The sequence below is a fragment of the Streptomyces sp. Ru62 genome, from assembly GCF_002920615.1.
Classification (GTDB): domain Bacteria; phylum Actinomycetota; class Actinomycetes; order Streptomycetales; family Streptomycetaceae; genus Streptomyces.
Genome location: NZ_PQSU01000029.1, coordinates 19,474 through 43,527 on the forward strand (window position 1 = coordinate 19,474; position 24,054 = coordinate 43,527).

General features: G+C 73.4%; 21 protein-coding genes. 15 read left to right on the plus strand and 6 right to left on the minus strand.

All coding sequences use genetic code 11. The features are described from left to right. Positions 1-214: 214 nt before the first annotated feature. The 6 genes from C3492_RS32560 (at position 215) to C3492_RS32585 (ending at position 7,082) form a co-directional block, all read left to right on the plus strand. The gene (locus tag C3492_RS32560) at positions 215-1,069 is read left to right on the plus strand and encodes a bifunctional methylenetetrahydrofolate dehydrogenase/methenyltetrahydrofolate cyclohydrolase (RefSeq protein WP_014674506.1); all 855 of its coding nucleotides are present in this window, start codon (positions 215-217) and stop codon (positions 1,067-1,069) included. Continuing rightward, a complete protein-coding gene (locus C3492_RS32565) occupies positions 1,059-1,532 on the plus strand; it encodes a DUF3017 domain-containing protein (RefSeq protein WP_103816251.1) in 474 nt (157 codons plus the stop codon). Before C3492_RS32560 ends, C3492_RS32565 begins: the two co-directional genes overlap by 11 nt. A gap of 130 nt (positions 1,533-1,662) precedes the next feature. After that, a complete protein-coding gene (locus C3492_RS32570) occupies positions 1,663-2,832 on the plus strand; it encodes a sensor histidine kinase (protein WP_181140671.1) in 1,170 nt (389 codons plus the stop codon). A gap of 35 nt (positions 2,833-2,867) precedes the next feature. Further along, complete coding sequence (locus tag C3492_RS32575; RefSeq protein WP_103816253.1) at positions 2,868-3,533, plus strand: response regulator transcription factor; 666 nt, start codon at positions 2,868-2,870, stop codon at positions 3,531-3,533. Between the two features lie 80 nt (positions 3,534-3,613). Continuing rightward, a complete protein-coding gene (locus C3492_RS32580; RefSeq protein ID WP_258056032.1) occupies positions 3,614-5,722 on the plus strand; it encodes an XRE family transcriptional regulator in 2,109 nt (702 codons plus the stop codon). Positions 5,723-6,092: 370 nt separating this feature from the next. Further along, positions 6,093-7,082 carry a malate dehydrogenase gene (locus C3492_RS32585; protein ID WP_030641389.1) on the plus strand — a complete coding sequence of 330 codons (990 nt, stop codon included), beginning with the start codon at positions 6,093-6,095 and terminating at the stop codon, positions 7,080-7,082. Positions 7,083-7,303: 221 nt separating this feature from the next. Here the strand turns inward: C3492_RS32585 and C3492_RS32595 are convergent, their stop codons facing one another. After that, entirely contained in the window at positions 7,304-8,713 is a 1,410-nt protein-coding gene (locus C3492_RS32595) for an MFS transporter (RefSeq protein ID WP_103816254.1), read from the minus strand. 100 nt (positions 8,714-8,813) lie between these two features. Here C3492_RS32595 and C3492_RS32600 point away from each other — a divergent pair, with 100 nt between their 5' ends. Continuing rightward, positions 8,814-9,731, plus strand: coding sequence for a LysR family transcriptional regulator (locus C3492_RS32600; protein WP_103816255.1), 918 nt, complete (start codon positions 8,814-8,816; stop codon positions 9,729-9,731). Here C3492_RS32600 and C3492_RS32605 read toward each other — a convergent pair. After that, positions 9,717-10,574 carry a hypothetical protein gene (locus tag C3492_RS32605; RefSeq protein ID WP_103816256.1) on the minus strand — a complete coding sequence of 286 codons (858 nt, stop codon included), beginning with the start codon at positions 10,572-10,574 and terminating at the stop codon, positions 9,717-9,719. The two genes, C3492_RS32600 and C3492_RS32605, sit on opposite strands and share 15 nt — an antisense overlap. 190 nt (positions 10,575-10,764) lie before the next feature. On the opposite strand from C3492_RS32605, the gene C3492_RS32610 reads away from it, so the two are divergent. The 5 genes from C3492_RS32610 to C3492_RS32630 are packed head-to-tail and all read left to right on the plus strand — an operon-like array spanning position 10,765 to position 17,954. Then, positions 10,765-12,285 (plus strand): aldehyde dehydrogenase family protein, encoded by a 1,521-nt coding sequence (locus tag C3492_RS32610; protein WP_103816257.1) that lies wholly within the window; start codon positions 10,765-10,767, stop codon positions 12,283-12,285. A 45-nt stretch (positions 12,286-12,330) separates the two neighbouring features. Beyond that, positions 12,331-13,860 carry a GMC family oxidoreductase gene (locus C3492_RS32615; RefSeq protein WP_103816258.1) on the plus strand — a complete coding sequence of 510 codons (1,530 nt, stop codon included), beginning with the start codon at positions 12,331-12,333 and terminating at the stop codon, positions 13,858-13,860. Continuing rightward, a complete protein-coding gene (locus C3492_RS32620; RefSeq protein WP_103816259.1) occupies positions 13,857-15,065 on the plus strand; it encodes a glycine betaine/L-proline ABC transporter ATP-binding protein in 1,209 nt (402 codons plus the stop codon). The genes C3492_RS32615 and C3492_RS32620 overlap by 4 nt, the downstream gene beginning before the upstream one ends. Further along, positions 15,065-16,999 carry a proline/glycine betaine ABC transporter permease gene (locus C3492_RS32625; RefSeq protein WP_103816260.1) on the plus strand — a complete coding sequence of 645 codons (1,935 nt, stop codon included), beginning with the start codon at positions 15,065-15,067 and terminating at the stop codon, positions 16,997-16,999. Before C3492_RS32620 ends, C3492_RS32625 begins: the two co-directional genes overlap by 1 nt. 1 nt (position 17,000) lies before the next feature. Beyond that, complete coding sequence (locus tag C3492_RS32630; RefSeq protein ID WP_103816261.1) at positions 17,001-17,954, plus strand: ABC transporter substrate-binding protein; 954 nt, start codon at positions 17,001-17,003, stop codon at positions 17,952-17,954. 6 nt (positions 17,955-17,960) lie between these two features. On the opposite strand, the gene C3492_RS32635 is transcribed toward C3492_RS32630, so the two are convergent. Both C3492_RS32635 and C3492_RS32640 read right to left on the minus strand, forming a co-directional pair. After that, positions 17,961-18,701 carry an isocitrate lyase/phosphoenolpyruvate mutase family protein gene (locus tag C3492_RS32635; protein WP_103816262.1) on the minus strand — a complete coding sequence of 247 codons (741 nt, stop codon included), beginning with the start codon at positions 18,699-18,701 and terminating at the stop codon, positions 17,961-17,963. Further along, on the minus strand, positions 18,698-19,198 hold the full coding sequence (locus C3492_RS32640; RefSeq protein ID WP_103816263.1) for a carboxymuconolactone decarboxylase family protein: 501 nt from the start codon (positions 19,196-19,198) through the stop codon (positions 18,698-18,700). Before C3492_RS32640 ends, C3492_RS32635 begins: the two co-directional genes overlap by 4 nt. A 46-nt stretch (positions 19,199-19,244) precedes the next feature. Here C3492_RS32640 and C3492_RS32645 point away from each other — a divergent pair, with 46 nt between their 5' ends. Continuing rightward, positions 19,245-20,681 carry a PLP-dependent aminotransferase family protein gene (locus C3492_RS32645; RefSeq protein ID WP_103816264.1) on the plus strand — a complete coding sequence of 479 codons (1,437 nt, stop codon included), beginning with the start codon at positions 19,245-19,247 and terminating at the stop codon, positions 20,679-20,681. Between the two features lie 103 nt (positions 20,682-20,784). Here the strand turns inward: C3492_RS32645 and C3492_RS32650 are convergent, their stop codons facing one another. Then, on the minus strand, positions 20,785-21,606 hold the full coding sequence (locus tag C3492_RS32650; RefSeq protein WP_103816265.1) for a hypothetical protein: 822 nt from the start codon (positions 21,604-21,606) through the stop codon (positions 20,785-20,787). Between the two features lie 124 nt (positions 21,607-21,730). Between C3492_RS32650 and C3492_RS32655 the strand changes: the two genes are divergently transcribed. Then, positions 21,731-22,153 (plus strand): hypothetical protein, encoded by a 423-nt coding sequence (locus C3492_RS32655; protein ID WP_103816266.1) that lies wholly within the window; start codon positions 21,731-21,733, stop codon positions 22,151-22,153. A 13-nt stretch (positions 22,154-22,166) separates the two neighbouring features. Next, entirely contained in the window at positions 22,167-23,351 is a 1,185-nt protein-coding gene (locus C3492_RS32660) for a glutathionylspermidine synthase family protein (protein ID WP_103816267.1), read from the plus strand. Between the two features lie 52 nt (positions 23,352-23,403). On the opposite strand, the gene C3492_RS32665 is transcribed toward C3492_RS32660, so the two are convergent. Continuing rightward, positions 23,404-23,985, minus strand: coding sequence for a TetR/AcrR family transcriptional regulator (locus tag C3492_RS32665; RefSeq protein ID WP_103816268.1), 582 nt, complete (start codon positions 23,983-23,985; stop codon positions 23,404-23,406). Positions 23,986-24,054 lie beyond the last annotated feature (69 nt).

The window sequence follows — 24,054 nt, forward strand, 5'->3', positions numbered from 1 at the left end:
AAGTGCGGGGACGACGCGCGGCACGGTTCGGAGGAAGTTCTACAGATGCGGTCCGTCCCCCCGGTACTGCCCGCGGCACTGTCCGCTCATCGTTCTTTAACAGGCTCTTACTTGTCCAGCCGGAGGCGGCAGGTGTTGTGCAAGTGCAACATCACTGATCAAGCCGTGACACCCGGATTGGAACCGGGGCCGGGTCATCCGCGAGGATGGGACCATGACCGCCCAGATTCTCGATGGCAAGGCCACCGCAGCCGAGATCAAGTCCGATCTGACCGCCCGCGTGGCGGCGCTGAAGGAGAAGGGCGTCACGCCCGGCCTCGGCACGATCCTGGTCGGGGACGACCCCGGCAGCCAGAAGTACGTCGCCGGCAAGCACCGCGACTGCGCCCAGGTGGGCATCGCCTCCATCCAGCGCGAGCTGCCGGCCACCGCCACCCAGGAGGAGATCGAGGCGGTCGTCCGCGAGCTGAACGAGGACCCGGCCTGCACCGGCTACATCGTCCAGCTCCCGCTGCCCAAGGGCATCGACGAGAACCGCGTCCTGGAGCTGATGGACCCGGCCAAGGACGCCGACGGCCTGCACCCGATGAACCTCGGCCGCCTCGTCCTGAACGAGCCGGCCCCGCTGCCCTGCACCCCCAACGGCATCCTCACCCTGCTCCGCCGCCACGGCGTGGAGATCAAGGGCGCCGAGGTCGTGGTCGTCGGCCGCGGTGTCACCATCGGCCGCCCGATGCCGCTGCTGCTCACCCGGCGCAGCGAGAACGCCACCGTCACCCAGTGCCACACCGGCACCCGTGACCTCTCGGCGCACCTCAAGCGGGCCGACATCATCATCGCCGCGGCCGGCTCCCCGCACCTGATCCGCGCCGAGGACGTCAAGCCGGGCGCGGCCGTCCTGGACGTCGGCGTCTCCCGCAACGCCGAGGGCAAGATCGTCGGTGACGTCCACCCGGACGTGACCGAGGTGGCCGGCTGGATCTCCCCGAACCCCGGCGGCGTCGGCCCGATGACCCGGGCCCTGCTGCTGGTCAACGTGGTCGAGGCGGCGGAGCGCAGTGCCGGCTGAGGACACCCGCGGGCCCGCGGAGCCGACCGTACGCGACGCGATCAGCGCCCCTGACGCCGAGGGGCGCCCGCGCCGCGTCACCCGCCGCTTCCCGCTGTTCACCAGGGACACCGCCCGCCCCGAGGGCGGCGGTCGGGCCGCGGCCGGCGACGCCCCGGCGCCCGCCCGGCAGTGGCCCCTGCTCGTCGTGCTGTCGACGGTGGCGCTCGGCCTGCTGCTGACCGCGCTCGACGTGTTCCGCTACGGCACCCTGCTGATCGGCGCCGCCCTGCTGGCCGGCGCGGTCATGCGCTGGATGCTGCCCGGCGTCGGCATGCTCGCCGTCCGCTCCCGCTTCACCGACATCGTCACCTACGGCGTCCTCGGCCTGGCCATCGTGCTGCTCGCGTTGATGGCCCAGCCCGACCCGTTGCTCCAGATCCCCTTCCTGAAGGACGTCCTGCACTTCACGCTCGACAAGTAGCGCGAACAGCACGACAGGTGGCCCGCGCCCCCCGGGGACGCGGGCCACCGCCGTGTCCGCCCCGCCGCAACCCACGCGGTACCGCGCGCGATTGACTCCCCGGTGGGGCCGTGCGGGTTACCCTGCGGCGATGCGACCGAGGACCCCCCGCCCACTCGTCGTGGACACGTTGATCGCGGTGGCCATGGCCGTGGTGGCCGTCCTGGTCGCGCAGGAGTCCCGGTCCCAGGGATGGCCGGAACTCGACGCCCGCGCCTACGCCCTCGTCGCCCTCGCCCACCTCCCGGTCGCCCTGCGCGGCCGCCACCCGCTCGCCGTCTTCGCGCTCGTCGAGGCCGCCGCCACCTGCTACATCAGCCTCGGGTACTGGCCGGTGGTGTGCACCTTCGGCGCCATGCTCGCCCTGTACACCGTGGCCTCCGTCCGCCCGCCGTGCACCGCGCTCGCCTGCGCCGCCTGCACCTCCGCGGTCTGGGTGTACGCCGGCGTGGTCAGCCACAGCCCCTCCATGGCGTCCGTGGTCGGCCAGGCCCTGCTCTACAGCTCGGTACTCGTCTGGTTCGGGTTCCTGGCCCGCCGCAGCGCCGAACTCACCCGGCGGCTGCACGCCGAACACGCCGAGCGGGCCCGCCGCGCGGTCGCCGAGGAACGCGGCCGCATCGCCCGCGAACTGCACGACGTCGTCGCCCACCACATGTCGGTCATCTCCGTGCAGGCCGGCCTCGCCCGGTTCGTCTTCGACTCCGACCCCGCCAAAGCGCGCGGCGCGCTCGGCACCATAGCGGACACCAGCCGCGAGGCCCTGGAGGAACTGCGCCGCATGCTCCAGGTGCTGCGCGAGGAGGACCCCGAGGCCCCGCAGCGGGCCCCCATGCCCACCCTGGCCCGGCTCGGCGAACTCGTGGACCGGGTCCGGGCCGGCGGCCTGCCCGTGGACCTCGACGTCGAGGGCACCGCCCGCCCGCTGCCGCCCGGTGTCGAGCTGTGCGCCTACCGCGTCGTCCAGGAAGCCCTCACCAACGCCCTCAAACACGCCGGCCCCGCCCACGCGCGCGTCGAACTCCGGTACGAGACCCACGAACTGACTGTCCGTGTCACCGACGACGGCGAGGGGGCAGATCCGGACAGAATGCCCACAGGGGGCGGTCACGGCTTGATTGGCATGCGGGAGCGGGCCACGCTCTACGGCGGGACGATCAGCGTCGGCCCACGCACCGAGGGCGGCTACGAGGTCCGGCTGACCCTGCCGACCTCGGCCGCCGAACGCGACCGCGGGGGCGCGCGAGAAGCGGAGCGGTAAGGGACGGCGCACGGCCGGGGGGACGACCGTACGGAATGATCAGAGTGCTCGTCGTGGACGACCAGTTCCTCATCCGCGCCGGACTCGTCGGCCTGCTCGACGCCGCGCCCGGCTTCGAGGTGGTGGGCGAGGCGGGGGACGGTGAGCAGGCCGTACGGCTCGCCGCCCAGACCCGGCCCGACGTCGTCCTCATGGACATCCGGATGCCCGGCGTCAACGGCATCGAGGCCACCGAACAGATCCTCGCCGAGGCCACCGACCGGCCGCCCCGGGTCCTGGTGCTGACCACCTTCGACCTGGACGAGTACGTGTACGGCGCGCTGCGCGCCGGCGCCTCCGGATTCCTCCTGAAGGACTCCGGACCCGAGCGGCTGCTGGCGGCGGTCACGGCGGTCGACGGCGGCGACGCCCTGTTCGCCCCCAGCGTCACCCGGCGCCTGGTCGAGGCCTTCGCCCACCAGCAGAAGCCCGTCGACACCGCGCCCCCGCCCGACCTGGGCGTGCTCACCTCGCGCGAGGTGGAGGTCCTCAGACTCACCGCCCGGGGCCTGTCCAACCTGGAGATCGCCGACCGCCTCTACATCAGCGAGGCCACCGTCAAGACCCACCTCAACCGCACCATGACCAAGCTCGACCTCGGCAGCCGGGCGCAGGCGGTGGTGCTGGCGTACGAGACGGGGCTGGTGACCCCTGGCGGCTGACCGCCGCCCTGGCATCCTTTTGGTCAGCGCGTACCGCGCGACCTGCAAGGAAGACGGGGGAAGAGGGGAAGAGGGGGTAGATGATGCCTCGGTGGAAAGCCCTGCCGGAGGATCTGGACCCGCAGATACGGGAGTTCACCGTCCAGTTGCGGCAACTGGCCGACCGCGGCGGCCTGAGCACCGCGGCACTGGCCGACCGCACGGGCTACGGCAGGACGTCCTGGGAGCGCTATCTGAGCGGCCGGCTCCTCGCCCCCAAGGGCGCGGTCATCGCCCTCGCCGAGGCCACGGGCACCGACCCCGCCCCCCTGACCACGCTGTGGGAACTGGCCGAACGGTCCTGGACCCGAGCGGAGTCGAACGCCGACCACACGCTCCAGGCCATCAACGTCACCGACTCCCAGGCGGCCCTGGGCGACCTCGCCCACCCGACGAAGAAGACGGCACGCGTACCCGAAGGAAAACCGACGGTTCCGACCGGCGGCGCCGGGGGGCGAGGCGGCGTGGCCGGGGGCCGGGCCGGGGGGTCGGTCGACGGTGCGGTCGGCAGTACGTCCGCGGGTTCGGCCGGTGCGGGCGAGGGCAGGTCCGCGGGGCCGGCCGGCGGGGCGGCCGGGGGTCGGGCTGCGGTGGCGGCTGGTGGCGTCGGTGGGAGTACGTCCGTAGGCGCGACCGGGAGTGCGTCCGGAGGGCCGGACGGCCCGACGGATGCCGGTGCGGGCGAGGGCGAGGGCGGTGGCCTCGCGGCCGCGCTGGGGATCGCCGGTCCCGCCGCTGTCTCGCCGAAGATCCCGGCCCAGCCGACCGCCTCGGAGGCCGCCGGCATCCGCGACAGCGCGCCGGGCGGTACGGGGACCGGCGCGGACGGGGACAGCGGCGACGGCTCGGTTACGGCGAGGGGGAGCGGCCAGGGTACGGCGCCGGACGCTGGCCCGGACGCCGGTGACAGTGCCGATACCGCGTCCGGCGGTGACGCCCGTGCCGTGTCCGGCGATGCGGTCCGTGCCGTGTCCGGTGGTGACGCTCGTGCCGTGTCCGGCGATGCGGTCCGTGCCGTGTCCGGTGGTGACGCTCGTGCCGTGTCCGGCGATGCGGTCCGTGCCGTGTCCGGTGGTGACGCTCGTGCCGTGTCCGGCGATGCGGTCCGTGCCGTGTCCGGTGGTGACGCTCGTGCCGTGTCCGGCGATGACATCCGTGCCGCGTCCACCGCTGACGCCCGTACCCCGTCCGGCGATGACGACCCGCCCGTCAAGAACTCCTGGGGAGTGGCCGGTTACCGGGGTCCGTCCAAGGCGAGCGTCCGCCCGGGCAACACCCGGCCCGGCCCGGCGCGGACCCCGTCCTCCTCGCCCCTGAGCCCGGACACGCCCGCCCGGACCCCGGGCCTCCCGGCCGGCGCCCCGGGCGCGTCCGTTCGGTTCCCGGACGCCGCCGGCGGAGACCCGAGCACCTCCGTCTGGCCGCCGGGCCTCACCGTCGGAACCCCGGCTGTCTCCCCTCGCACCCCGGGCCGCGCCACCGGAACCCCGGCCACCCCAGCCCGGACCCCGGGCGCCCCGGGCGGAGCCACAGACGCCACGGCTCGCATCCCGGGTGTCCCCGGCGGAGCCACAGGCGCCGCGGCCCGCACCCCCGGCGCCCCCGGCGGAGCCGCCGGCAGGCGGACCGTGGGTCCCCTCGGTCGGTGGTCCGTGCACCGGCAGCAGGTGGCGATGTTCTTCGCGGGGCTGGTCGGCACCGGGCTGCTCATCGCCGGGGTCCTCTTCCTCACCCATCGGGGTGGGGACGGGGACCCGGACGCCGGTGCCCGCACGTCACCCTCCCCGTCCGCCTCCGCACGGACCAGTCCGCCCCCCGGCGTGAAGTGCGCCGGCGCCGCCTGCACCGGCAAGGACGCGGAGGCCATGGGGTGCAGCGGTGACCTGGTGAGCACCGCGAAGACCGCCACCGTCGGCACCACCACCCTGGAGGTCCGCTACAGCAAGGCGTGCGGCACGGCCTGGGGCCGGATCACCAGCGGCGCGCCGGGCGACACCGTACGGGTGACCGTGGGCAAGGTCCGGCAGACGGGCGACATCACCGCCGTGGGGGACACCATCGGCTACACCCCGATGGTCGCCGTACAGGACCCGGCACAGGCCACGGCCTGCGCCACGCTCGCCTCGGGCCGGACCGGCTGCACGGACTAGCCGCGGCGGTCGCGCGGAGCCGCGTGGAAGAAGCGGAGGGGGAATTTCCGGGAGACGGCGCATACGGCGCCGGATCCTGGGCACGCGAACGGTGTCCCCCCACGGGAGTCCGGTACGCCGGTACCCCCACCGGCGGCCGTCTCCGTCCCTCCTCTCCCGGACGGACGGCCGCCTTTTCGTACCCCTCCGGCGCCACCCCCGGCAGGTGATACATCCCCCTGATCCCCTTGTGGGGTGAGCCACACGGCCCCGGACGTCTCACCTGCCGGATGCGCGATAGCCTGACCGCTGGATCTCTCTTGACGCCAAGAGATCGATCATCCGCCCGGGGCAGGGACGCCCCACCGCCAGCTGTCATACGGAGAACGCCATGACCCGCACTCCCGTGAACGTCACCGTCACCGGCGCGGCCGGCCAGATCGGTTACGCCCTGCTCTTCCGCATCGCCTCGGGCCAGCTGCTCGGCGCGGACGTGCCGGTCCGCTTGCGCCTCCTGGAGATCACCCCGGCCCTGAAGGCCGCCGAGGGCACGGCCATGGAGCTGGACGACTGCGCCTTCCCGCTGCTGCAGGGCATCGACATCACCGACGACCCGAACGTGGCTTTCGACGGCGCCAACGTGGCCCTGCTGGTGGGCGCCCGTCCGCGCACCAAGGGCATGGAGCGCGGTGACCTGCTGGAGGCCAACGGCGGCATCTTCAAGCCGCAGGGCAAGGCCATCAACGACCACGCGGCGGACGACATCCGGGTCCTCGTCGTCGGCAACCCGGCCAACACCAACGCGCTCATCGCGCAGGCCGCCGCCCCGGACGTCCCGGCCGAGCGCTTCACCGCGATGACCCGCCTGGACCACAACCGCGCGCTGACCCAGCTGGCGAAGAAGACGGGCAGCAGCGTCTCCGACATCAAGCGGCTCACCATCTGGGGCAACCACTCCGCCACCCAGTACCCGGACATCTTCCACGCCACGGTCGCCGGCAAGAACGCCGCCGAGGTCGTGAACGACGAGAAGTGGCTGGCCGAGGACTTCATCCCGACCGTCGCCAAGCGCGGTGCGGCGATCATCGAGGCCCGTGGCGCGTCCTCCGCCGCCTCCGCCGCCAACGCCGCGATCGACCACGTCCACACCTGGGTCAACGGCACCGCCGAGGGCGACTGGACCTCCATGGGCATCCCGTCGGACGGCTCCTACGGCGTCCCGGAGGGCCTGATCTCCTCCTTCCCGGTCACCTGCAAGGACGGCAAGTACGAGATCGTCCAGGGCCTGGACATCAACGAGTTCTCCCGCGCCCGCATCGACGCCTCCGTCAAGGAGCTTGAGGAGGAGCGCGAGGCGGTCCGCGGCCTCGGCCTCATCTGATCTGACGTGGTGTGACCCGGCGCCGGTGCGCTATAGTTGATCACGCACCGGCCGCCGGAAAACCCGGCACCAGGTGATGCGTTGGTGGTCCAAGGAAAGACGCCCCGCTTCCTGCGGGGAGATGCAGGTGCAAGGCCTGCCCGGCGCTCCACACACGAGGTCCCCTTCCGCGATGGCGGAAGGGGACCTCGTTGCGTTTGCCGAGCGGCCCCCGGGTGTGTTCAGGCCACCGGCTCCTTCTCCGCCCGCGGGCTCGTGCCCGTGCCCGTTGCCGTCCGGGAGGCGCGGCCGGCGGGGCGGTAGCCCAGGACGACCAGGGCCGCGGCCGGCAGGACCACCGCTCCGACGGTCCGCAGCGCCGGGCCCATCCCGCCGGCGAAGTCGGTGTGGCCCGCCAGGGCCGTGCCGGCGACGGCGACGCCGAGGGCCGCGCCGATCTCGCGGGCCGAGGTGCCGAGGCCGGAGCCGAGGCCCGCCTGGTGCGGGGGGAGGGACAGGACGACGCCCAGGGTGAGTGCGGGCATGGCCAGCCCCGTGCCCGCCGAGATGACCAGCAGGCAGCAGGCATAGAGCGGGTAGGGCGTGTGCGCGTCCGCCGTGGACGCGGCGAGCAGGCCCAGACCGATCAGGGCGAGCCCGGTGCCGACGACCGGGCGTGGACGCGCCGACCAGCGGGCGGCGAACTTCGGGACCAGGGCCATGCCGACGATCAGCGGCGCGATCGCGATCCCGGTCACGGCGGGCGAGAAGCCCTTGACCTCCTGCAGGTACTGCGAGTTGATGAAGAACAGCGCGAACAGGCCGAAGAATCCGGTCGCCAGGCCCAGCGTGGTCGCGCGCAGCCCGCCGGAGCGGAAGACGCGCGGGTCGAACAGCGGGGCGCGGGAGCGCAGGGCGTGGACCGTGAAGGCGGCCACCAGCAGGGCGCCCGCGCCGAACGCGGTCAGGATGCGCGGCGAGGCCCAGCCGTGGCCGGGGCCCTCGATGATGCCGAACAGCACGGCGACCAGGCCCGCGGTGAGCAGCAGGGTGCCGACCGGGTCCGGGCTGCCCTGAGCGGAGCGGGCGGTGCGCGGGGTGGTGACCGCGACCGCGGCGGCGAGGACGGCCGCCAACGGCACCATCGCGGCGAACAGCGCCCGCCAGGACAGGTACTGGCCGACCAGGCCGCCGCCCAGGTTGCCCGCCATGCCGCCCAGCCCGATGGCCAGCGTCCAGGACGCCATCGCCTGGGCGCGCCGCTCGGGCCCGGCCAGATGCACCAGGACCGACATCGTCGCCGGGGTGATCAGCGCGGCCCCGGCACCCGAGATGCCCCGGCCGGCGATCAGCAGAACCGGACCGGGGGCGAGCGCGCTGGTCGCGGCACCCGCGGCGAACAGGGCGAGGCCGGCGAGCAGGGCGCCCTTGCGGCCGTGCCGGTCGCCGAGCGCGCCGGCCGGGATCAGCAGGCCCGCGAAGACGATGACGTAGGCGTCGACCGTCCAAAGGATCTCGGTGTGCGTGGGATGCAGGTCCGACGAACCCAGTTGCGGGATCAGCAGGTTGATGGCGGCGACCATGCTCTGCGCGACCAGAACACAGGCGCACAGGGTCAGCAGGGTCGAGCGTTTCAGGGCGTGCGCGGGCACGGCTCCTCCCGGGAGCTGGTGGCTGGTGTGGGATGCGCTCTCACCGTAGGCTCGCGCCATACCTGCTTTCCAGTGCAACCTTCGCAAGGGACACCTGCACATGACGCAATCCACGGGCCTGGACCTGAACCTGCTGGTCGCGCTGGACGTGCTGCTGGAGGAGGAGAGCGTGCAGGGCGCCGCCCGTCGGCTGCACCTCTCCGAGCCGGCGATGAGCCGCACCCTGGGCCGCATCCGCAAGGCGCTCGGCGATCCGGTGCTGGTCCGCGCCGGCCGCCGGATGGTGCCGACCCCGCACGCGCTCGCCGTGCGCGCCGAGGTCAGCGCGGTCGTGGAGCGGGCCCGTGCCCTGTTCACGCCGGGCCGGGACACCGACCTGCGCGAGGTCACCCGCACCTTCACGATCCTCGGCCACGACGCCATCGCCGCCATGTACGGCGCGGCCCTCTTCGCCCGCGCCGCCCGCGAGGCCCCCGGCATCCGCCTGCGCTTCCTGAGCGAGAGCCACGTCGACGCCCCGTTCCTGCGCCAGGGCACCGTCGACCTGGAGGTCGGGGTGATCGACTCGGTCGCGCCCGAGGTGCATGTGGAGACGGTCCACCAGGACCGCATGCTGGGCGTCGTACGGGCCGGACACCCGCTGCTCAAAGGCGAGTTGACCCCCGAGCGGTTCGCCGGCGCGGCGGGACACCTCATCGTCTCCCGGCGCGGCAGACAGCGTGGCCCGATCGACGACGCCCTCGCCTCACTCGGCCTGGAACGCCGGGTGGTGGGCAGCGTCGGCACCTACCCGGCCTCGTTGTTCGTGCTGCGCGAGACCGACCTGATCGGGCTGTTCAGCCAGTGGGGCCGCCCGCTGGCCGACGCCCTCGGCCTGGTCACCTTCGAGATCCCGCTCCCGCTGCCCGCCGTCGACATCGGCTTCGCCTGGCACCCGCGGCACGACGCCGACCCGGCCCACGCCTGGTTGCGCGGCTGCGTACGGGAACTGATGCTCCAGGGGTCAGGTGTGCTCTAGTTCGCGCTGGAGCTCGGAGATGTCCACGGACTGCGCCGGGGCCGGGGTGGCCGACGGGACCGGCTCGTCGTAGCCCGTGAAGGTCAGGTCCTGGTCGGTGCCGGGGCCCTGCCGGGTGGCCCGGACCAGGCGGTGCGGGCCGGCCGAGGTGACGTAGAGGGTGATCTTCTTCCCGCTGTGCTCGGTACCGGTCAGCGGGATCACCTTCGTGCCGTCGACCTTCGTCTCCTCGCCCTTGGTCAGCGTGGTGTGGGGGGAGGACTCGGCGGCGGCCTCCTTCTGGAAGGCGGTCAGGTCGCAGGTGCCGGACATGGCCCTGAGCACGGTGTCCTTCGTGGAGCCGTGCAGATAGCGGTTCTTCAGGCGGGCGGCCACGGTGTCGCCCCGGCTGCCCGGTAGTTGGGCCTTCCAGAAGGCGGTGTCCGGCTTCATCCACACCTGGTCGCCCCGCTTGACCAGCGCGACGCTGCCGCCGTCCGCGCCCATGACCAGCTTGCCCACGCAGTTGCCGGAGCGGTCGAGCGTCAGCTCCAGCGAGGCCGGGGCGGTCCGGTCGGCGCTCGCGCGGTGATCCGTGAACTTCAGGTGCACCGAGCGCGCCCTGAGCAGATTCCTCCGCGCCTCCTCCGCGAGGGCGCGGGCGCTCGGGCCGTCGGCGGCGGGGATCTTCGGGGTGCCGTCGGAGCGGACCAGGGCCGGGAGAGCGGGCGCGGTGACGGCCGGAGCGGTGGCCGGAGCGGGTGCCGTGGGGGGCACGGCGGGGGCCGTACCGGGCAGGGCGAGCGGGATCAGCAGGGCCGCGGTGATGCTTGCCCCCGCACAGAGTCGCGATCCACGAGCCATCGCGCCACCTCCCGACACCCCTCCTCACCCTACTTTTGTCCCTTTTCGACCGCATTTTCAGTGACGCGGCGCACTTTCGGCCACCGATTGCGCATGCGACGCGAAGGCCCTGGGCAGGCGGCGACGGTCCCCAGCCGAGGCAGCCCTGTCACGCAGGGACACGAATCGAAGACGGAAGGCGACACCGATCATGGCGGACAGAACGGAACGACACGCCCGGGCGACCATCCACGCGGGCGGCGAGTGGCTGGCGGCGATCTCCGGCGCGACCCGGGAGATCCTCGACCCCGCGGACGCCCGGCCGTTCGCCGTGGTCGCCGAGGGCGACGAGAAGGACGCCGAACGCGCGGTGGCCGCCGCCCGGCACGCTTTCGACCACGGTCCCTGGCCGCGCACCCCGGTCGCCGAGCGCGCCGCCCTGCTGCGCCGCGTCGCCGACCTGCTGGTGCGCGACCGCGAGGAGCTCGGCCTGCTGGAGAGCCGGGACGCGGGCAAGACCGTCGAGGAGGGCCGCGTCGACATCACCTGCGTCGCCGACGCCTTCCGCTACTTCGCCGACCTGGTCGCCGCCGAGGCCCCGGGCCGGGTCGTCGACGCGGGCTCGCCCGACATCCACAGCGTGGTCGTCCACGAACCGGTCGGCGTCTGCGCGCTGATCACCCCCTGGAACTACCCGCTCCTCCAGGCCAGCTGGAAGATCGCCCCGGCGCTCGCCGCCGGCAACACCTTCGTGATCAAGCCCAGCGAGATCACCCCGATGACCACCATCGCCCTGATCGACCTGCTGGCCGAGGCCGGCCTGCCCGCGGGCGTGGCCAACCTCGTCACCGGCCCCGGCCACACGGTCGGCGCCCGGCTCGCCGAGCACCCCGACGTCGACCTGGTCTCCTTCACCGGCGGCCTGGCCAGCGGCACCAAGGTCGCCCAGGCCGCCGCGCCCACCGTCAAGAAGGTGGCCCTCGAACTCGGCGGCAAGAACCCCAACGTGGTCTTCGCCGACGCCTGCGCCACCGAGGAGGGCTTCGACACCGCCGTCGACCAGGCCCTCAACGCGGCCTTCATCCACAGCGGCCAGGTCTGCTCGGCCGGCGCCCGCCTCATCGTCGAGGAGTCGGTCCGCGAGCGCTTCGTCGCCGAACTCTCCCGCCGGGCCCAGCGGATCAGGCTCGGCCGGGGCACGGCCGACGGCGTCGAGTGCGGTCCGCTCGTCTCCGAGCAGCAGCGCGCCAAGGTCGAGGCGTACGTCGCCTCCGCGCTCGAAGAGGGTGCCGTACTGCGCTGCGGCGGCAAGCGGCCGGAGCCGTCAGCGCAGCGCCCCGAGACCGGCTGGTTCTACGAGCCGACCGTCCTCGACGCCTGCCACCGCGAGATGAGGGTCGTCCGCGAGGAGGTCTTCGGCCCGGTCCTCACCGTCGAGACCTTCCGCACCGAGGAGGAGGCCGTCTTCCTCGCCAACGACACCGAGTACGGCCTCGCGGGCGCCGTCTGGACCTCCGACGCCGGCCGGGCCCGCAGGGTCGCCGCCCGGCTGCGCCACGGCACCGTCTGGATCAACGACTTCCACCCCTACCTGCCGCAGGCGGAGTGGGGCGGCTTCGGCAGGAGCGGCACCGGCCGCGAGCTGGGGCCCGCCGGCCTCGCCGAGTACCGCGAGACCAAGCACGTCTACCAGAACCTCGCGCCGAAGCCGGTGCGCTGGTTCGCCGGCTGAGCCCCGCCCCGCGAGCAGTCCGTCCCCACCTGGAGCAGCACCCCCATGTCCCACACCACCCACGTCTACGACTACGTCGTCATCGGCGGCGGCACGGCGGGCTCCGTCATCGCCTCCCGCCTCACCGAGGACCCCGACGTCACCGTCGCCGTCATCGAGGGCGGCCCGAGCGATGTCGGCCGCGACGACGTCCTCACCCTGCGCCGCTGGATGGGCCTGCTCGGCGGCGAACTCGACTACGACTACCCGACGGTGGAACAGCCCCGCGGCAACTCCCACATCCGGCACAGCCGCGCCCGCGTCCTCGGCGGCTGCTCCTCGCACAACACCCTCATCTCGTTCAAGCCCCTGCCCTCCGACTGGGACGAGTGGGAGGAGGCCGGCGCCAAGGGCTGGGGCGCCGTCCCCATGGAGGCCTACTTCGCCCGCCTCAAGAACAACATCGTCTCCGTCGACGAGAAGGACCGGAACGCCATCGCCCGCGACTTCGTCGACGCGGCCCGGTCGGCGCTCGGGGTACCCCGGGTCGAGGGCTTCAACCGCAAGCCGTTCACCGAGGGCGTCGGCTTCTTCGACCTCGCCTACCACCCCGAGACCAACAAGCGCTCCTCGGCGTCGGTGGCGTACCTGCACCCGGTGATGGACGAACGCCCCAACCTCCGCATCTTCCTGGAGACCTGGGCGTACAAGCTGGAGCTGGACGGCACCCGGGCCGAGGGCGTCCACGTGCGCACCAAGGACGGCGAGGAACTGCTGGTCCGCGCCCGTCACGAGGTCGTCCTGTGCGCGGGCGCCGTCGACTCCCCGCGCCTGCTGCTCCACTCGGGCATCGGCCCCGCCGAGGACCTCGAAGCGCTCGGCATCCCCGTCGTCCACGACCTGCCGGGCGTCGGCGAGAACCTGCTCGACCACCCCGAGTCGGTCATCGTCTGGGAGACCCACGGCCCGATCCCGGAGAACTCCGCGATGGACTCCGACGCGGGCCTGTTCGTCCGCCGCGACCCCGCGCACGCGGGCCCGGACCTGATGTTCCACTTCTACCAGATCCCGTTCACGGACAACCCGGAGCGCCTGGGCTACGAACGCCCGCGGTACGGCGTCTCGATGACCCCCAACATCCCCAAGCCGAAGAGCCGCGGCCGCCTCTACCTGACCAGCGCCGACCCCGCCGTCAAGCCGGCGCTCGACTTCCGCTACTTCACCGACGAGGACGACTACGACGCGCGGACCCTCGTCGACGGCATCCGCATCGCCCGGGAGATCGCGAAGACCGAGCCGCTGGCCGGCTGGCTCAAGCGCGAGGTCTGCCCCGGCCCCGAGATCCTCGGCGACGCCGAGCTGAGCGAGTACGCACGCAAGGTCGCGCACACCGTCTACCACCCGGCCGGCACCTGCAAGATGGGCGCCGCCGACGACGAACTCGCCGTGGTCGACCCGGAGTTGAGGATCCGGGGCCTCGACGGCATTCGCATCGCCGACGCGTCCGTCTTCCCGACCATGACCGCCGTGAACCCGATGATCGGGGTGCTCATGGTCGGGGAGAAGGCCGTCGACCTGATCGGAGGTGACCGATGAGTCTCACCGTCCCCACCCGCAAGCCGCCCACCACGACCGAGCCCGTCTTCTCGGTGTCCGGACTGTGGAAGGTGTTCGGCCCCAAGCCCGAGCGCGTCCCCGCGGACCCGGAACTCGGCACGCTGACCCCCGCCGAACTCCGCTCCCGCACCGGCTGCACGGCAGCCGTCCGGGACGTCTCCTTCGACGTCCGCAAGGGCGAGGTCTTCGTCGTGATGGGCCTGTCCGGCTCCGGCAAGTCCACCCTCGTCCGCTGCCTGACCCGCCTGATCGAGCCGACGGCGGGCACGATCGCCATCGACGGCGAGGACGTCCGCGCGATGGACAAGGCCCGTCTGCGCGAGCTGCGCCGGCACCGGGCCGCGATGGTCTTCCAGCACTTCGGCCTCCTGCCGCACCGCACGGTCCTCGACAACGTCGCCTACGGTCTGGAGATCCAGGGCGTCGGCAAGTCCGAACGCCGCGAACGTGCCGCCGAGTTCATCGCCAAGGTCGGTCTCGAAGGCATGGAGAGGCGCCGCCCCGGCCAGCTCTCCGGCGGCCAGCGCCAGCGCGTGGGCCTCGCCCGGGCGCTGGCGGTGGACCCCGAAGTGCTGCTCTTCGACGAGCCGTTCAGCGCCCTGGACCCGCTCATCCGGCGCGACATGCAGGACGAGGTGGCCCGCCTGCACCGCGAGGAGGGCCGCACGATGGTCTTCATCACCCACGACCTCACCGAGGCCCTCAAGCTCGGCGACCGCATCGCCCTGATGCGCGACGGCCAGGTGGTCCAGCTGGGCACCCCCGAGGAGATCGTCGGGGACCCGGCCGACGACTACGTCCGCGAGTTCGTCCGGGACGTGCCGCGTGAACAGGTGATGACCGCACGTACGGCGATGCGCCCGGCCTCCGCCGCCGAAACGGCCGACGGCCCCGCGGTACGCCCCGAGGCCACGGTGGCCGAGGCCATCGAGGCGGTGGCCCGCGCGGGCACCCCGGCCCGCGTCATGGACGAGGGCCGCTGCCTCGGCGTGGTGGACCACGAGCAACTGCTCGGCGTGGTGGCGGGTGTGGACACGACGGCGACGTCAGCGAGGGACCACGATGCCGCCACAGCCGCGGGCGGTCGTGCCGCCGGGGCGGCGCCCGTCCCGCGGAAGGCGGCGCCCGGCCGGCACCGGCAAGCGACCGCGCCCGGCCCCCGCACCACCCCGGAGGCCGTCTGATGGCGACGCTCAGCATCCCGACCGCCGGCGCGGGCGAACCCCGCGTCCTCAGAAGCCGAGCCGCGGGCAAGCTCCTCCTGCTCGCCCTCCTCACCGCGCTCCTCCTGCCGTTCCTCGACCGCTGGGGCAACGGCTCCTGGCCGCACGCGCTGACGGTCCACCTCGACAAACCCCTCGCCACCGCCAGCGACTGGGTCATCGACAACCGGGACAGCCACCCCCTGTTCCTGTACTTCTTCGGCTACGTCAGCAACGCCGTCATCTGGGCCGTACGAGCCGTCTACCTCACCCTCCTCGCCGCCGGCTGGGCAGGCGTGACGGCCTTCGCCGCGCTGCTCGCCTGGCGCGTGGCCGGTGTCCGGCTGGCCGCCGGCACGGCCGTCGCCTTCCTCGCCTGCGGTGCCCTCGGCATGTGGGTGCCGACCATGCAGACCCTCGCGCTGATGGTCGTGGCGGTCCTCGCCTCCGTCGTCGTCGGCGCGCTCCTCGGCCTGGCCGCCGGCCTCTCCGACCGCCTGGACCGCGCCCTGCGCCCGGTCCTGGACACCATGCAGGTGCTCCCGGCCTTCGCCTACCTCCTCCCCGTCGTCCTGGTCTTCGGCATCGGCGTCCCCGCGGCCGTCCTCGCCACCGTCGTCTACGCCGCCCCGCCGATGGCCCGCCTCACCGCGCTCGGCCTGCGCGGGGCCGACCCCGAAGTCCTGGAGGCCGTGGAGTCGCTCGGCGCGACCCGTCGCCAGCGGCTGCTGACCGCCCGTGTCCCGCTGGCCCGCAAGGAACTCCTCCTCGGTCTCAACCAGACGATCATGATGGCGCTGTCCATGGCCGTGATCGCCGCCGTCATCGGCGCGGGCGGCCTCGGCGACCGCGTCTACCAGGCCCTCGCCTCCGTCGACGTCGGCGCGGCCCTCGCGGCCGGGATCCCCATCGTGCTGCTCGCGGTGGTCCTGGACCGCGTGACCGCCGCCGCCGGGGACGGCACCACCCGTCCCCGTACGATCGGCTGGCCGTACGCCCTCGCCGTCCCCGTGGCCGTCGCCCTCGTCACCCGCCTCCTGGGCGCGCCGGACTGGCCGTCCGGTTGGACCCTGGGCATCGCCGAGCCGGTCAACCGGGCCGTCGACTGGATGACCGCCCACCTGTACTCAGGCGTCCCGGTCGTCGGCGGCACCGCCGACTGGGCGGGCCACTTCACCACCTGGGTCCTGGACCCGGTCCGCGACGGCCTGCAGTGGCTGCCCTGGTGGTCGGTGCTGCTCGTCGTCGCCGCCCTGGCCTGGCTGATCGGCACCTGGCGCACCGCGCTGACCGCCGTCCTCGCCATGGCCGCGATCGGTGTCCTCGGCGTGTGGGAGCCGTCGCTCGACACCCTCTCCCAGGTGCTGGCCGCCGTCGCCGTCACCCTCGTCCTCGGCTTCGCGGCCGGTATCGCCGCCGCCCGCAGCGACCGCGTCGAACGCGCCCTGCGCCCGGTCCTGGACGTGTTCCAGACCATGCCGCAGTTCGTGTACCTGATCCCGGTCGTCGCGCTGTTCGGCGTCGGCCGCGCGCCCGCCGTCGCCGCGGCCGTCGTCTACGCCCTGCCGGCCGTCGTCCGGATCACCGCGCAGGGCCTGCGCCAGGTCGACCAGGCCGCGCTGGAGTCCGCGCGCTCGCTGGGCGCGACCGGCCGCCAGCAGCTGTGGCAGGTCCAGCTCCCGCTGGCCCGGCGCGCGCTGCTGCTCGCCGTCAACCAGGGCGTGGTGCTGGTCCTCGCCGTCGTCATCATCGGCGGCCTGGTCGGCGGCGGTGCCCTCGGCTACGACGTCGCGTTCGGCCTCGCCCAGGGCGACCTGGCGACCGGCCTGGTCGCCGGTGCCGCCATCGTCTGCCTGGGCCTGATGCTGGACCGGGTGACCCAGCCGACCGAGCGGCGCGCGAAGAAGGGAGCCTGACATGCGACGTCGTACGACCGCCCTGCTGGGCTCGCTGGTGCTGCTGACCGCGACCGGCTGCGGCGCCGCCGACATGACCAAACAGGCCTCGCCCTTCGCGAACGCCGGGGGCGCCAAGTCGGTCACCCTGTCCGTGCAGTCCTGGGTGGGCGCGCAGTCCGACGTGGCCGTCGCCCAGTACATCCTGGAGCACAAGCTCGGCTACCGCGTGGACACCGTCCAGGTCGACGAGGTGCCCGCGTGGGACGCGCTCAGCCAGGGCCGGGTCGACGCCCTCCTGGAGGACTGGGGCCACCCGGACCAGGAGAAGCGGTACGTCCAGGACAAGAAGACGATCGCGCGCGGCGGCGACCTCGGGGTGACCGGGCACATCGGCTGGTTCGTGCCGACGTACCTCGCCAAGGAGCACCCCGACATCACCGACTGGCGGAACCTCAACAAGTACGCCCCGCTCTTCCGCACCGCGGAGAGCGGCGGCAAGGGCCAGCTCATGGACGGCTCCCCGTCCTACGTCACCAACGACAAGGCGCTGGTGAAGAACCTGAAACTGGACTACCAGGTGGTCTTCGCCGGTTCCGAGGCGGCCCAGATCACCCAGATGAAGCAGTTCGCCAAGGAGAAGAAGCCCTTCCTGACCTACTGGTACTCGCCCCAGTGGCTGTTCGAGAAGGTGCCGATGACGGAGGTGAAGCTGCCGCCGTACAAGGAGGGCTGCGACGCGGACGCGGCCGAGGTGGCCTGCTCCTACCCGCACACCCCGCTCCAGAAGTACCTCAACGCCGGCTTCGCGAAGTCCGGCGGGAAGGCCGCGGCCTTCCTGAAGAAGTTCCGGTGGACCACGGAGGACCAGAACGAGGTCTCGCTGATGATCGCCGAACAGAAGCTGGACCCGCAGGAGGCGGCGAAGAGGTGGGTGGACAGCCACCCCGCCGTGTGGAAGAGGTGGCTGTCCTGACCGGCGTCAGGCCAGCAGGCCGCCGGCGGTCTCCCGCAGCGCGGCCCCGGCCCGCCGCTGGAGGGCCGGCCCGAAAGTGACCCGGGTGGCCCCGAGTCCGCCGAGCACGGCGGGCGCGGGGCCGTCCCCGTCCAGCCCGGCCAGAACGTTCAGCGGGCCCTGGATCCCGGCCCGCAGCAGGGGCAGCACGTCCACGGGGGCGAGGATCGGATACACGCAGTCCGCGCCCGCCGCCACGTACAGGGCGGCCCGCTCGACGGCCCGTCCGGGATCGCCGTCGCCGCGGACGAAGGTGTCCACGCGGGCGTTGACGAACAGCCGGCCGGCGGCCGCTTCCCGGACCTCGGCGAGGAACCCGGCGTGCTCGTGCGGGTCCTTGAGCACGCCCTGCTCGGAGTCCTCCAGGTTGCAGCCGACGGCCCCCGCCTCCAGCAGCCGCTCGACCAGTTCCTCCGCGCCGAGCCCGTACCCTCCCTCGACGTCCGCCGACACCGGCACGTCCACGGCCCGCGTGATCCGCGCGACCGCCGTGAACATCTCGTCGGCCGGAGTGGTTCCGTCCGCGTACCCGAGGGACGCGGCGATCCCGGCGCTCGGTGTGGCCAGCGCCGGGAACCCGGCGGCCTCCAGCACCCGCGCGCTCGCCGCGTCCCACGGCCCGGGCAGCACCAGCGGGTCCCCCGGGGCGCGTCCCCGGTGGAGCGCGCGGAACCGCTCGGCCTTGTCCGGCGCCGGGCTACGGCTCACCCGTGCTGACCGGGCTGGTAGTGGCCCGGGGTCATCCGGAAGGTCACGCCGAACCGGTTCCAGGCGTTGATCACCGCGATCGCGGCGACGAGCTGGGCCAGCTCGGCCTCCTGGAAGTGCTCGGCGGCCCGCTCGTACACCTCCTCCGGCACGAAACCGTCCGTCAGGACGGTGACCGCCTCGGTCAGCTCGATCGCGGCCAGCTCCTTCTCGGTGTAGAAGTGCCGGGACTCCTGCCAGGCGCTGAGCTGCACGACCCGCTCGACGCTCTCACCGGCGGCGAGGGCGTCCTTGGTGTGCATGTCGAGGCAGAAGGCGCAGTGGTTGAGCTGCGAGGCGCGGATCTTCACCAGCTCGTACAGCTTGGGGTCCAGGCCCCGCTTGGCGACGCTGTCCAGACGGACCATGGCCTTGTAGACGTCCGGGGCGTGCTCGGTCCAGGGCAGGCGCGGGGCTTCTTCGGCGGCGTATTCGACGGTTTCCTGTGCAGTGGTCATGCCTCGACTCTAGGAGCGAGGCAGCCCAGGAGTATGGTCCATTTCCATGGCGGAATCGTGGGCCACTCTGGGCGTCGACCTGCACCTCGAACCGAGCGGGGCGGGCGGTCTGCGCCGGGGCCTGACCGACGCCCTGCGGGACGCGGTCCGCTCCGGCCGGCTCGCCCCCGGCACCCGGCTGCCGTCCTCCCGCTCCCTCGCCGCCGACCTCGGCATCGCCCGCAACACCGTCGCCGAGGCCTACGCCGACCTGGTCGCCGAGGGCTGGCTCACGGCCCGCCAGGGCTCCGGCACCCGCGTGGCACCCGGTACGCCCGGTACCGGCGCGCCCTCCGGCACCCGTACCCGCTCCGCCCTCGGCACACCCCCCGGCACCATTCCGGCGACCTCGCACCGCGCCCCCGCCCGCCCGCTCCACGACCTCGTCCCCGGCAGCCCCGATCTCGCCGCCTTCCCGCGCACCGAGTGGCTGAAGGCCACCCGCCGGGCCCTGGCCACGGCCCCCTTCCACGCCCTCGGCTACGGCGACCCGCGCGGGCGCCCCGAACTGCGCGCCGCCCTCGCCGGCTACCTCGCCCGGGCCCGCGGCGTGCGCACCGACCCCGACGCGATCCTGATCACCGCGGGCTTCTCGCACGCCCTGACCGTCCTCGGCAAGGTGCTGCGGGCCCGCGGGGTGCGGACGGTGGCCGTGGAGTCGTACGGCCTCGACGTCCACTGGGCCCTGCTGCGCAGCGCGGGCATGGCCACGCCCGCACTGCCGTACGACGCCCTGGGCACCGATCCCGTCGTGCCGGAGGCCGCCGGCGCGGTGCTGCTGACCCCGGCCCACCAGTTCCCCATGGGCACCGCCCTGCACCCCGACCGCCGGGCCGCCGTCGTCGCCTGGGCCCGGCGCACCGGCGGGCTGGTCCTGGAGGACGACTACGACGGCGAGTTCCGCTACGACCGCCAGCCCGTCGGCGCGTTGCAGGGCCTCGCCCCCGACCGGGTCGTCTACCTCGGCACGGCCAGCAAGTCGCTCGCGCCCGGACTGCGGCTGGGCTGGATGGTGCTCCCGCCGGCCCTCGCGGCGGAGGCGGCCTCGGTCAAGGGCCAGGCCGACACCGTCGGCGTGCTGGAACAGCTCACCCTCGCGGAGTTCCTCACCTCCGGCGCCTACGACCGCCACGTCCGCTCCTCCCGGCTGCGCTACCGCCGCCGCCGCGACGCCCTCGCCACCGCCGTCACCGAGCGGGCACCGGAGGTGAAGGTCACGGGGATCGCGGCCGGCCTGCACGCGGTCCTGCGGCTGCCGCCCGGCACGGAGTCGTCGGTGGTCCAGGCGGCGGCATGGCAGGGCCTGGCCCTGCACGGCCTCGCCTACCACCGCCACCCCGAGGCCGTCACCGAGCCCCTGGACGCCCTGGTCGTCGGCTACGGCACACCACCGGACAGCGCGTGGGCGGGTGCGCTGGAGGCGTTGTGCCGGGTGCTGCCGTGAGAGGGGCCGGGCGGAACAGGGGCGCGGGGAACTGCGCGCTCAGCCACGTGCGCGCCGCGCCCGCCGGACGGACCGGACCCCCGCGCCGTGAGACGCACCGCACCTAGTCCGCCGGCGCCTCCCCGAACCGCGCCAGCGCCAGCGCCCCCGCCACGGCCACCGCGAACCCCAGCGCCGCGAGCCACCCCAGCCCCTCCCGCGTACGGTCCCCGAGCCAGACCACCCCCACGGCGGCCGGCCCGATCGTCTCGCCGAGCACCATCCCGGCCGTCGCGGTCGTCACCGAGCCCCGCTGGAGGGCCGAGGTGAGCAGCAGGAACGCGGCGCCGCCACCGAGCAGCAGCGCATAGGAGGCGGGGTTGCCCAGCAGATCCCCCACCCGCAGCGAGTCGATCAGCCGTACCGCGACCTCCACCACCCCGAACCCGAACCCGGCGCCGAGCCCCAGCAGCAGCGCCCGGGTCCGGCCGGACAGGCGCCCGCCGACCCCACCGAGCAGCAGCACGCCCACCGCCGCCGCGACCATCGCGTACCGCAGCCAGTCCGCCCCGTCCCGGTCGCCCTCGGTGCCCGAGGCCAGCCCCAGCATGGCGAGCCCCGCGCACACCACCCCGACGGCGGCCCACTCCACCCCGCTCAGCCGGACCCGCAGCAGTCGCGCCGCCACCACTGCCGTCACCGCGAGGCTGGCCGCCAGCGCCGCGCCCACCGCGTAGATGGGCACCGAGCGCAGGGCCGCGATCTGGAGCAGGAAGCCCAGCCCGTCCAGCGCGAGACCGGCGAGGTACCGCCACTGCCGCAGCGCCCGCAGCAGCAGCGCCGCGTCCCCGCCGCCACCCCCCTCGGCGCCCGCCGACCGCGCGGCCACCGCCTGCAACACCGTCGCCGTACCGAAGCAGACCGCCGCACCAAGGGCGCACACCATTCCAAACAGCACGAAGTGACTCTAGGGGAGCGGCAGATGAAGGACCCGCCGGGGGGAATACTCACACCGATCTCTAGGCTGGCCGCCGAACACGGCACACGAATCCGACGGGGGAGACACCACCATGGACCGCACATGCCGACCACTCCGCTCCGGCACGGTCGTCCTGGGGGGCGTGGGCCTGCTGGCCGCCGCGCTCACCGCCTGCTCGTCCGAACCGGACAAGCGCTGCGTGGACCGGGACAGCTACAACCTCGCCAAGGGGTACAAGGTCGTCTCGGACAAGAACTGCAAGACCACCGGCGCCTCCGGGAAGACGACGGGCAAGAAGACGCCGGGCAGGAAGACGACCGTCGGGAAGAAGACCGACGCCGCCTGGTACTACGAGGGCGACGAGAAGAACGGCTGGGTCGACGGCGGCTCCTTCACCAAGCCCGGCAAGGGCTCGGGCAGCGGCTCGTCCGACGATGACGACGACCACCACAGCGGAAGCGGCGGAGTCCACCGCGGCGGCTTCGGCGGCGGCAAGGGCAGCTCCGGCGGCTGACCGGAACACGCACATGGAACGCCGTACCACCACCCCCCGCCCCGGCTGGCAGCAGACCGTGGAGGCGCAGGGCCTGGTCTATCCGCTCACCCGCCACCCCGACGGCTCGCTGCGCCCCTACTGGGACGAGAGCGCCTACTACGTCTTCACCATGGACGAGGTGGAGACGCTGGAGGAGACCGTCGGGGAACTCCACCGCATGTGCCTGGCCGCCGCCGGGCACATCGTGTCCGAGAACCGCCTCGCGGACCTCGGCATCACGGACCCGCGGGTGGCCGCCGCGGTCACCGAGGCCTGGCACCGCCGTGCCGAACTCCCGTCCGTCTACGGCCGTTTCGACCTGCGCTACGACGGCACCGGACCGGCGAAGCTGCTGGAGTACAACGCCGACACCCCCACCTCGCTGGTGGAGGCCGCCTCCCCGCAGTGGTTCTGGATGGAGGACCGTTTCCCCGGCGCGGACCAGTGGAACTCCCTGCACGAACGGCTGGTCGACGCCTGGCGCGGCCAGTCCGCGCTGCTGCCTCCGGGCAGCCCGCTGCACTTCGCGCACTCCTCGGCCGACGAACTCGGCGAGGACCTGATGACGGTCGCCTACCTGAAGGAGACCGCCGAGCAGGCCGGCCTCACCACCGACTGGCTGGCCATGGAGGAGATCGGCTGGGACAGCCTCTCCGGCCGCTTCGTCGACAACCAACTCCGCTTCATCCGGGGCATCTTCAAGCTCTACCCCTGGGAGTGGCTCACCACCGACGCCTTCGGCGGACACGTCCTGGACACCCTGGACAACGGCGGCGGCACCGGCAGCACCCTGTGGATCGAGCCGGCCTGGAAGATGCTCCTGAGCAACAAGGCGCTCCTGGCGATCCTCTGGGAGCTGTATCCCGGCCACCCGAACCTCCTCCCCGCCTACCTGGACGGCCCCCGGGAGCTGGCCGGCGCGGCCGGCTACGTGGCCAAGCCCCTCCTCGGCCGCGAGGGCGAGGGCGTCACCGTCCACGAGCCCGGCGCCCCGGCCGCCCTTCGCGAAGACCCCTGCTGCTACCAGCAGTTGGCGCCCCTGCCGGCCTTCGACGGCAACCACGTGGTCCTGGGCGCCTGGGTGGTCCAGGACGAACCCGCGGGCCTCGGCATCCGCGAGTCCACCGGCCTGATCACCGACGAGTACGCCCGCTTCCTGCCCCACGTGATCCTCTAGGCCCTGTCGTCAAACTCCCTCCGGGCGGACGACGGGAGTGTGACGACAGGACCTAGCCGGCAGTCACCGCGGCGCCCCCGAGCAGCGTCTCCACCGCCGCCCGGGCGTGCCGCGCCGGGGCCGGGTCGCCGGTGATGCCCGCGGTGACGATGGCTCCCTCGGCGAGCAGGAAGACCGGTTCGGCCACCGGTGCGCCGGTGGCGCGGACCCAGGCCGCGAGCTGGTCGTGGAAGGCGCGCTTGTGGGCGCGGACCTCCGCCAGGACCGGCTCGGACGACGAGCCGAGTTCGCCGTGGGCGTTGATCCAGGCGCAGCCGCGGAAGCCGGGTTCCGCGAACCACGCGGCGAGCCAGTCGAAGACGGCGAGCACCCGTGCGCGGGGGTCCCGGACTCCCTCCACGTGGGCGGCCAGACGCGCGCGCCAGCGCCGGTCGCGGCGCCTGAGCACGGCGACGACCAGGTCCTCCTTGGCCGGGAAGAGCCGGTATATCCGCTTCAGGGGCAGGCCGGAGGTCTCGCGGACCCGGTCCATGCCGACCGCCTGGATGCCGTGCGCGTAGAAGAGCGTCTCCGCCGCGTCCAGGAGTGCTTCGCGGTCCAGGTGGTTCTGTTCCTCGGTGACGGCGGCGGGCATCGGGTCTCCTTGACGTCGAGAACGGCCGTTCTCTACCTTAGTCCCATCGGTCGAGAACGACCGTTCTCT

Bases quoted from the DNA above. Each gene is read 5' to 3' on its own strand.
- C3492_RS32560 (WP_014674506.1), top strand. From the start codon at position 215: ATGACCGCCCAGATTCTCGATGGCAAGGCCACCGCAGCCGAGATCAAG.
- C3492_RS32570 (WP_181140671.1), top strand. From the start codon at position 1,663: ATGCGACCGAGGACCCCCCGCCCACTCGTCGTGGACACGTTGATCGCG.
- C3492_RS32575 (WP_103816253.1), top strand. From the start codon at position 2,868: ATGATCAGAGTGCTCGTCGTGGACGACCAGTTCCTCATCCGCGCCGGA.
- C3492_RS32580 (WP_258056032.1), top strand. From the start codon at position 3,614: ATGATGCCTCGGTGGAAAGCCCTGCCGGAGGATCTGGACCCGCAGATA.
- C3492_RS32585 (WP_030641389.1), top strand. From the start codon at position 6,093: ATGACCCGCACTCCCGTGAACGTCACCGTCACCGGCGCGGCCGGCCAG.
- C3492_RS32600 (WP_103816255.1), top strand. From the start codon at position 8,814: ATGACGCAATCCACGGGCCTGGACCTGAACCTGCTGGTCGCGCTGGAC.
- C3492_RS32605 (WP_103816256.1), bottom strand. From the start codon at position 10,574: ATGGCTCGTGGATCGCGACTCTGTGCGGGGGCAAGCATCACCGCGGCC.
- C3492_RS32610 (WP_103816257.1), top strand. From the start codon at position 10,765: ATGGCGGACAGAACGGAACGACACGCCCGGGCGACCATCCACGCGGGC.
- C3492_RS32615 (WP_103816258.1), top strand. From the start codon at position 12,331: ATGTCCCACACCACCCACGTCTACGACTACGTCGTCATCGGCGGCGGC.
- C3492_RS32620 (WP_103816259.1), top strand. From the start codon at position 13,857: ATGAGTCTCACCGTCCCCACCCGCAAGCCGCCCACCACGACCGAGCCC.
- C3492_RS32625 (WP_103816260.1), top strand. From the start codon at position 15,065: ATGGCGACGCTCAGCATCCCGACCGCCGGCGCGGGCGAACCCCGCGTC.
- C3492_RS32630 (WP_103816261.1), top strand. From the start codon at position 17,001: ATGCGACGTCGTACGACCGCCCTGCTGGGCTCGCTGGTGCTGCTGACC.
- C3492_RS32640 (WP_103816263.1), bottom strand. From the start codon at position 19,198: ATGACCACTGCACAGGAAACCGTCGAATACGCCGCCGAAGAAGCCCCG.
- C3492_RS32645 (WP_103816264.1), top strand. From the start codon at position 19,245: ATGGCGGAATCGTGGGCCACTCTGGGCGTCGACCTGCACCTCGAACCG.
- C3492_RS32650 (WP_103816265.1), bottom strand. From the start codon at position 21,606: ATGGTGTGCGCCCTTGGTGCGGCGGTCTGCTTCGGTACGGCGACGGTG.
- C3492_RS32655 (WP_103816266.1), top strand. From the start codon at position 21,731: ATGGACCGCACATGCCGACCACTCCGCTCCGGCACGGTCGTCCTGGGG.
- C3492_RS32660 (WP_103816267.1), top strand. From the start codon at position 22,167: ATGGAACGCCGTACCACCACCCCCCGCCCCGGCTGGCAGCAGACCGTG.
- C3492_RS32665 (WP_103816268.1), bottom strand. From the start codon at position 23,985: ATGCCCGCCGCCGTCACCGAGGAACAGAACCACCTGGACCGCGAAGCA.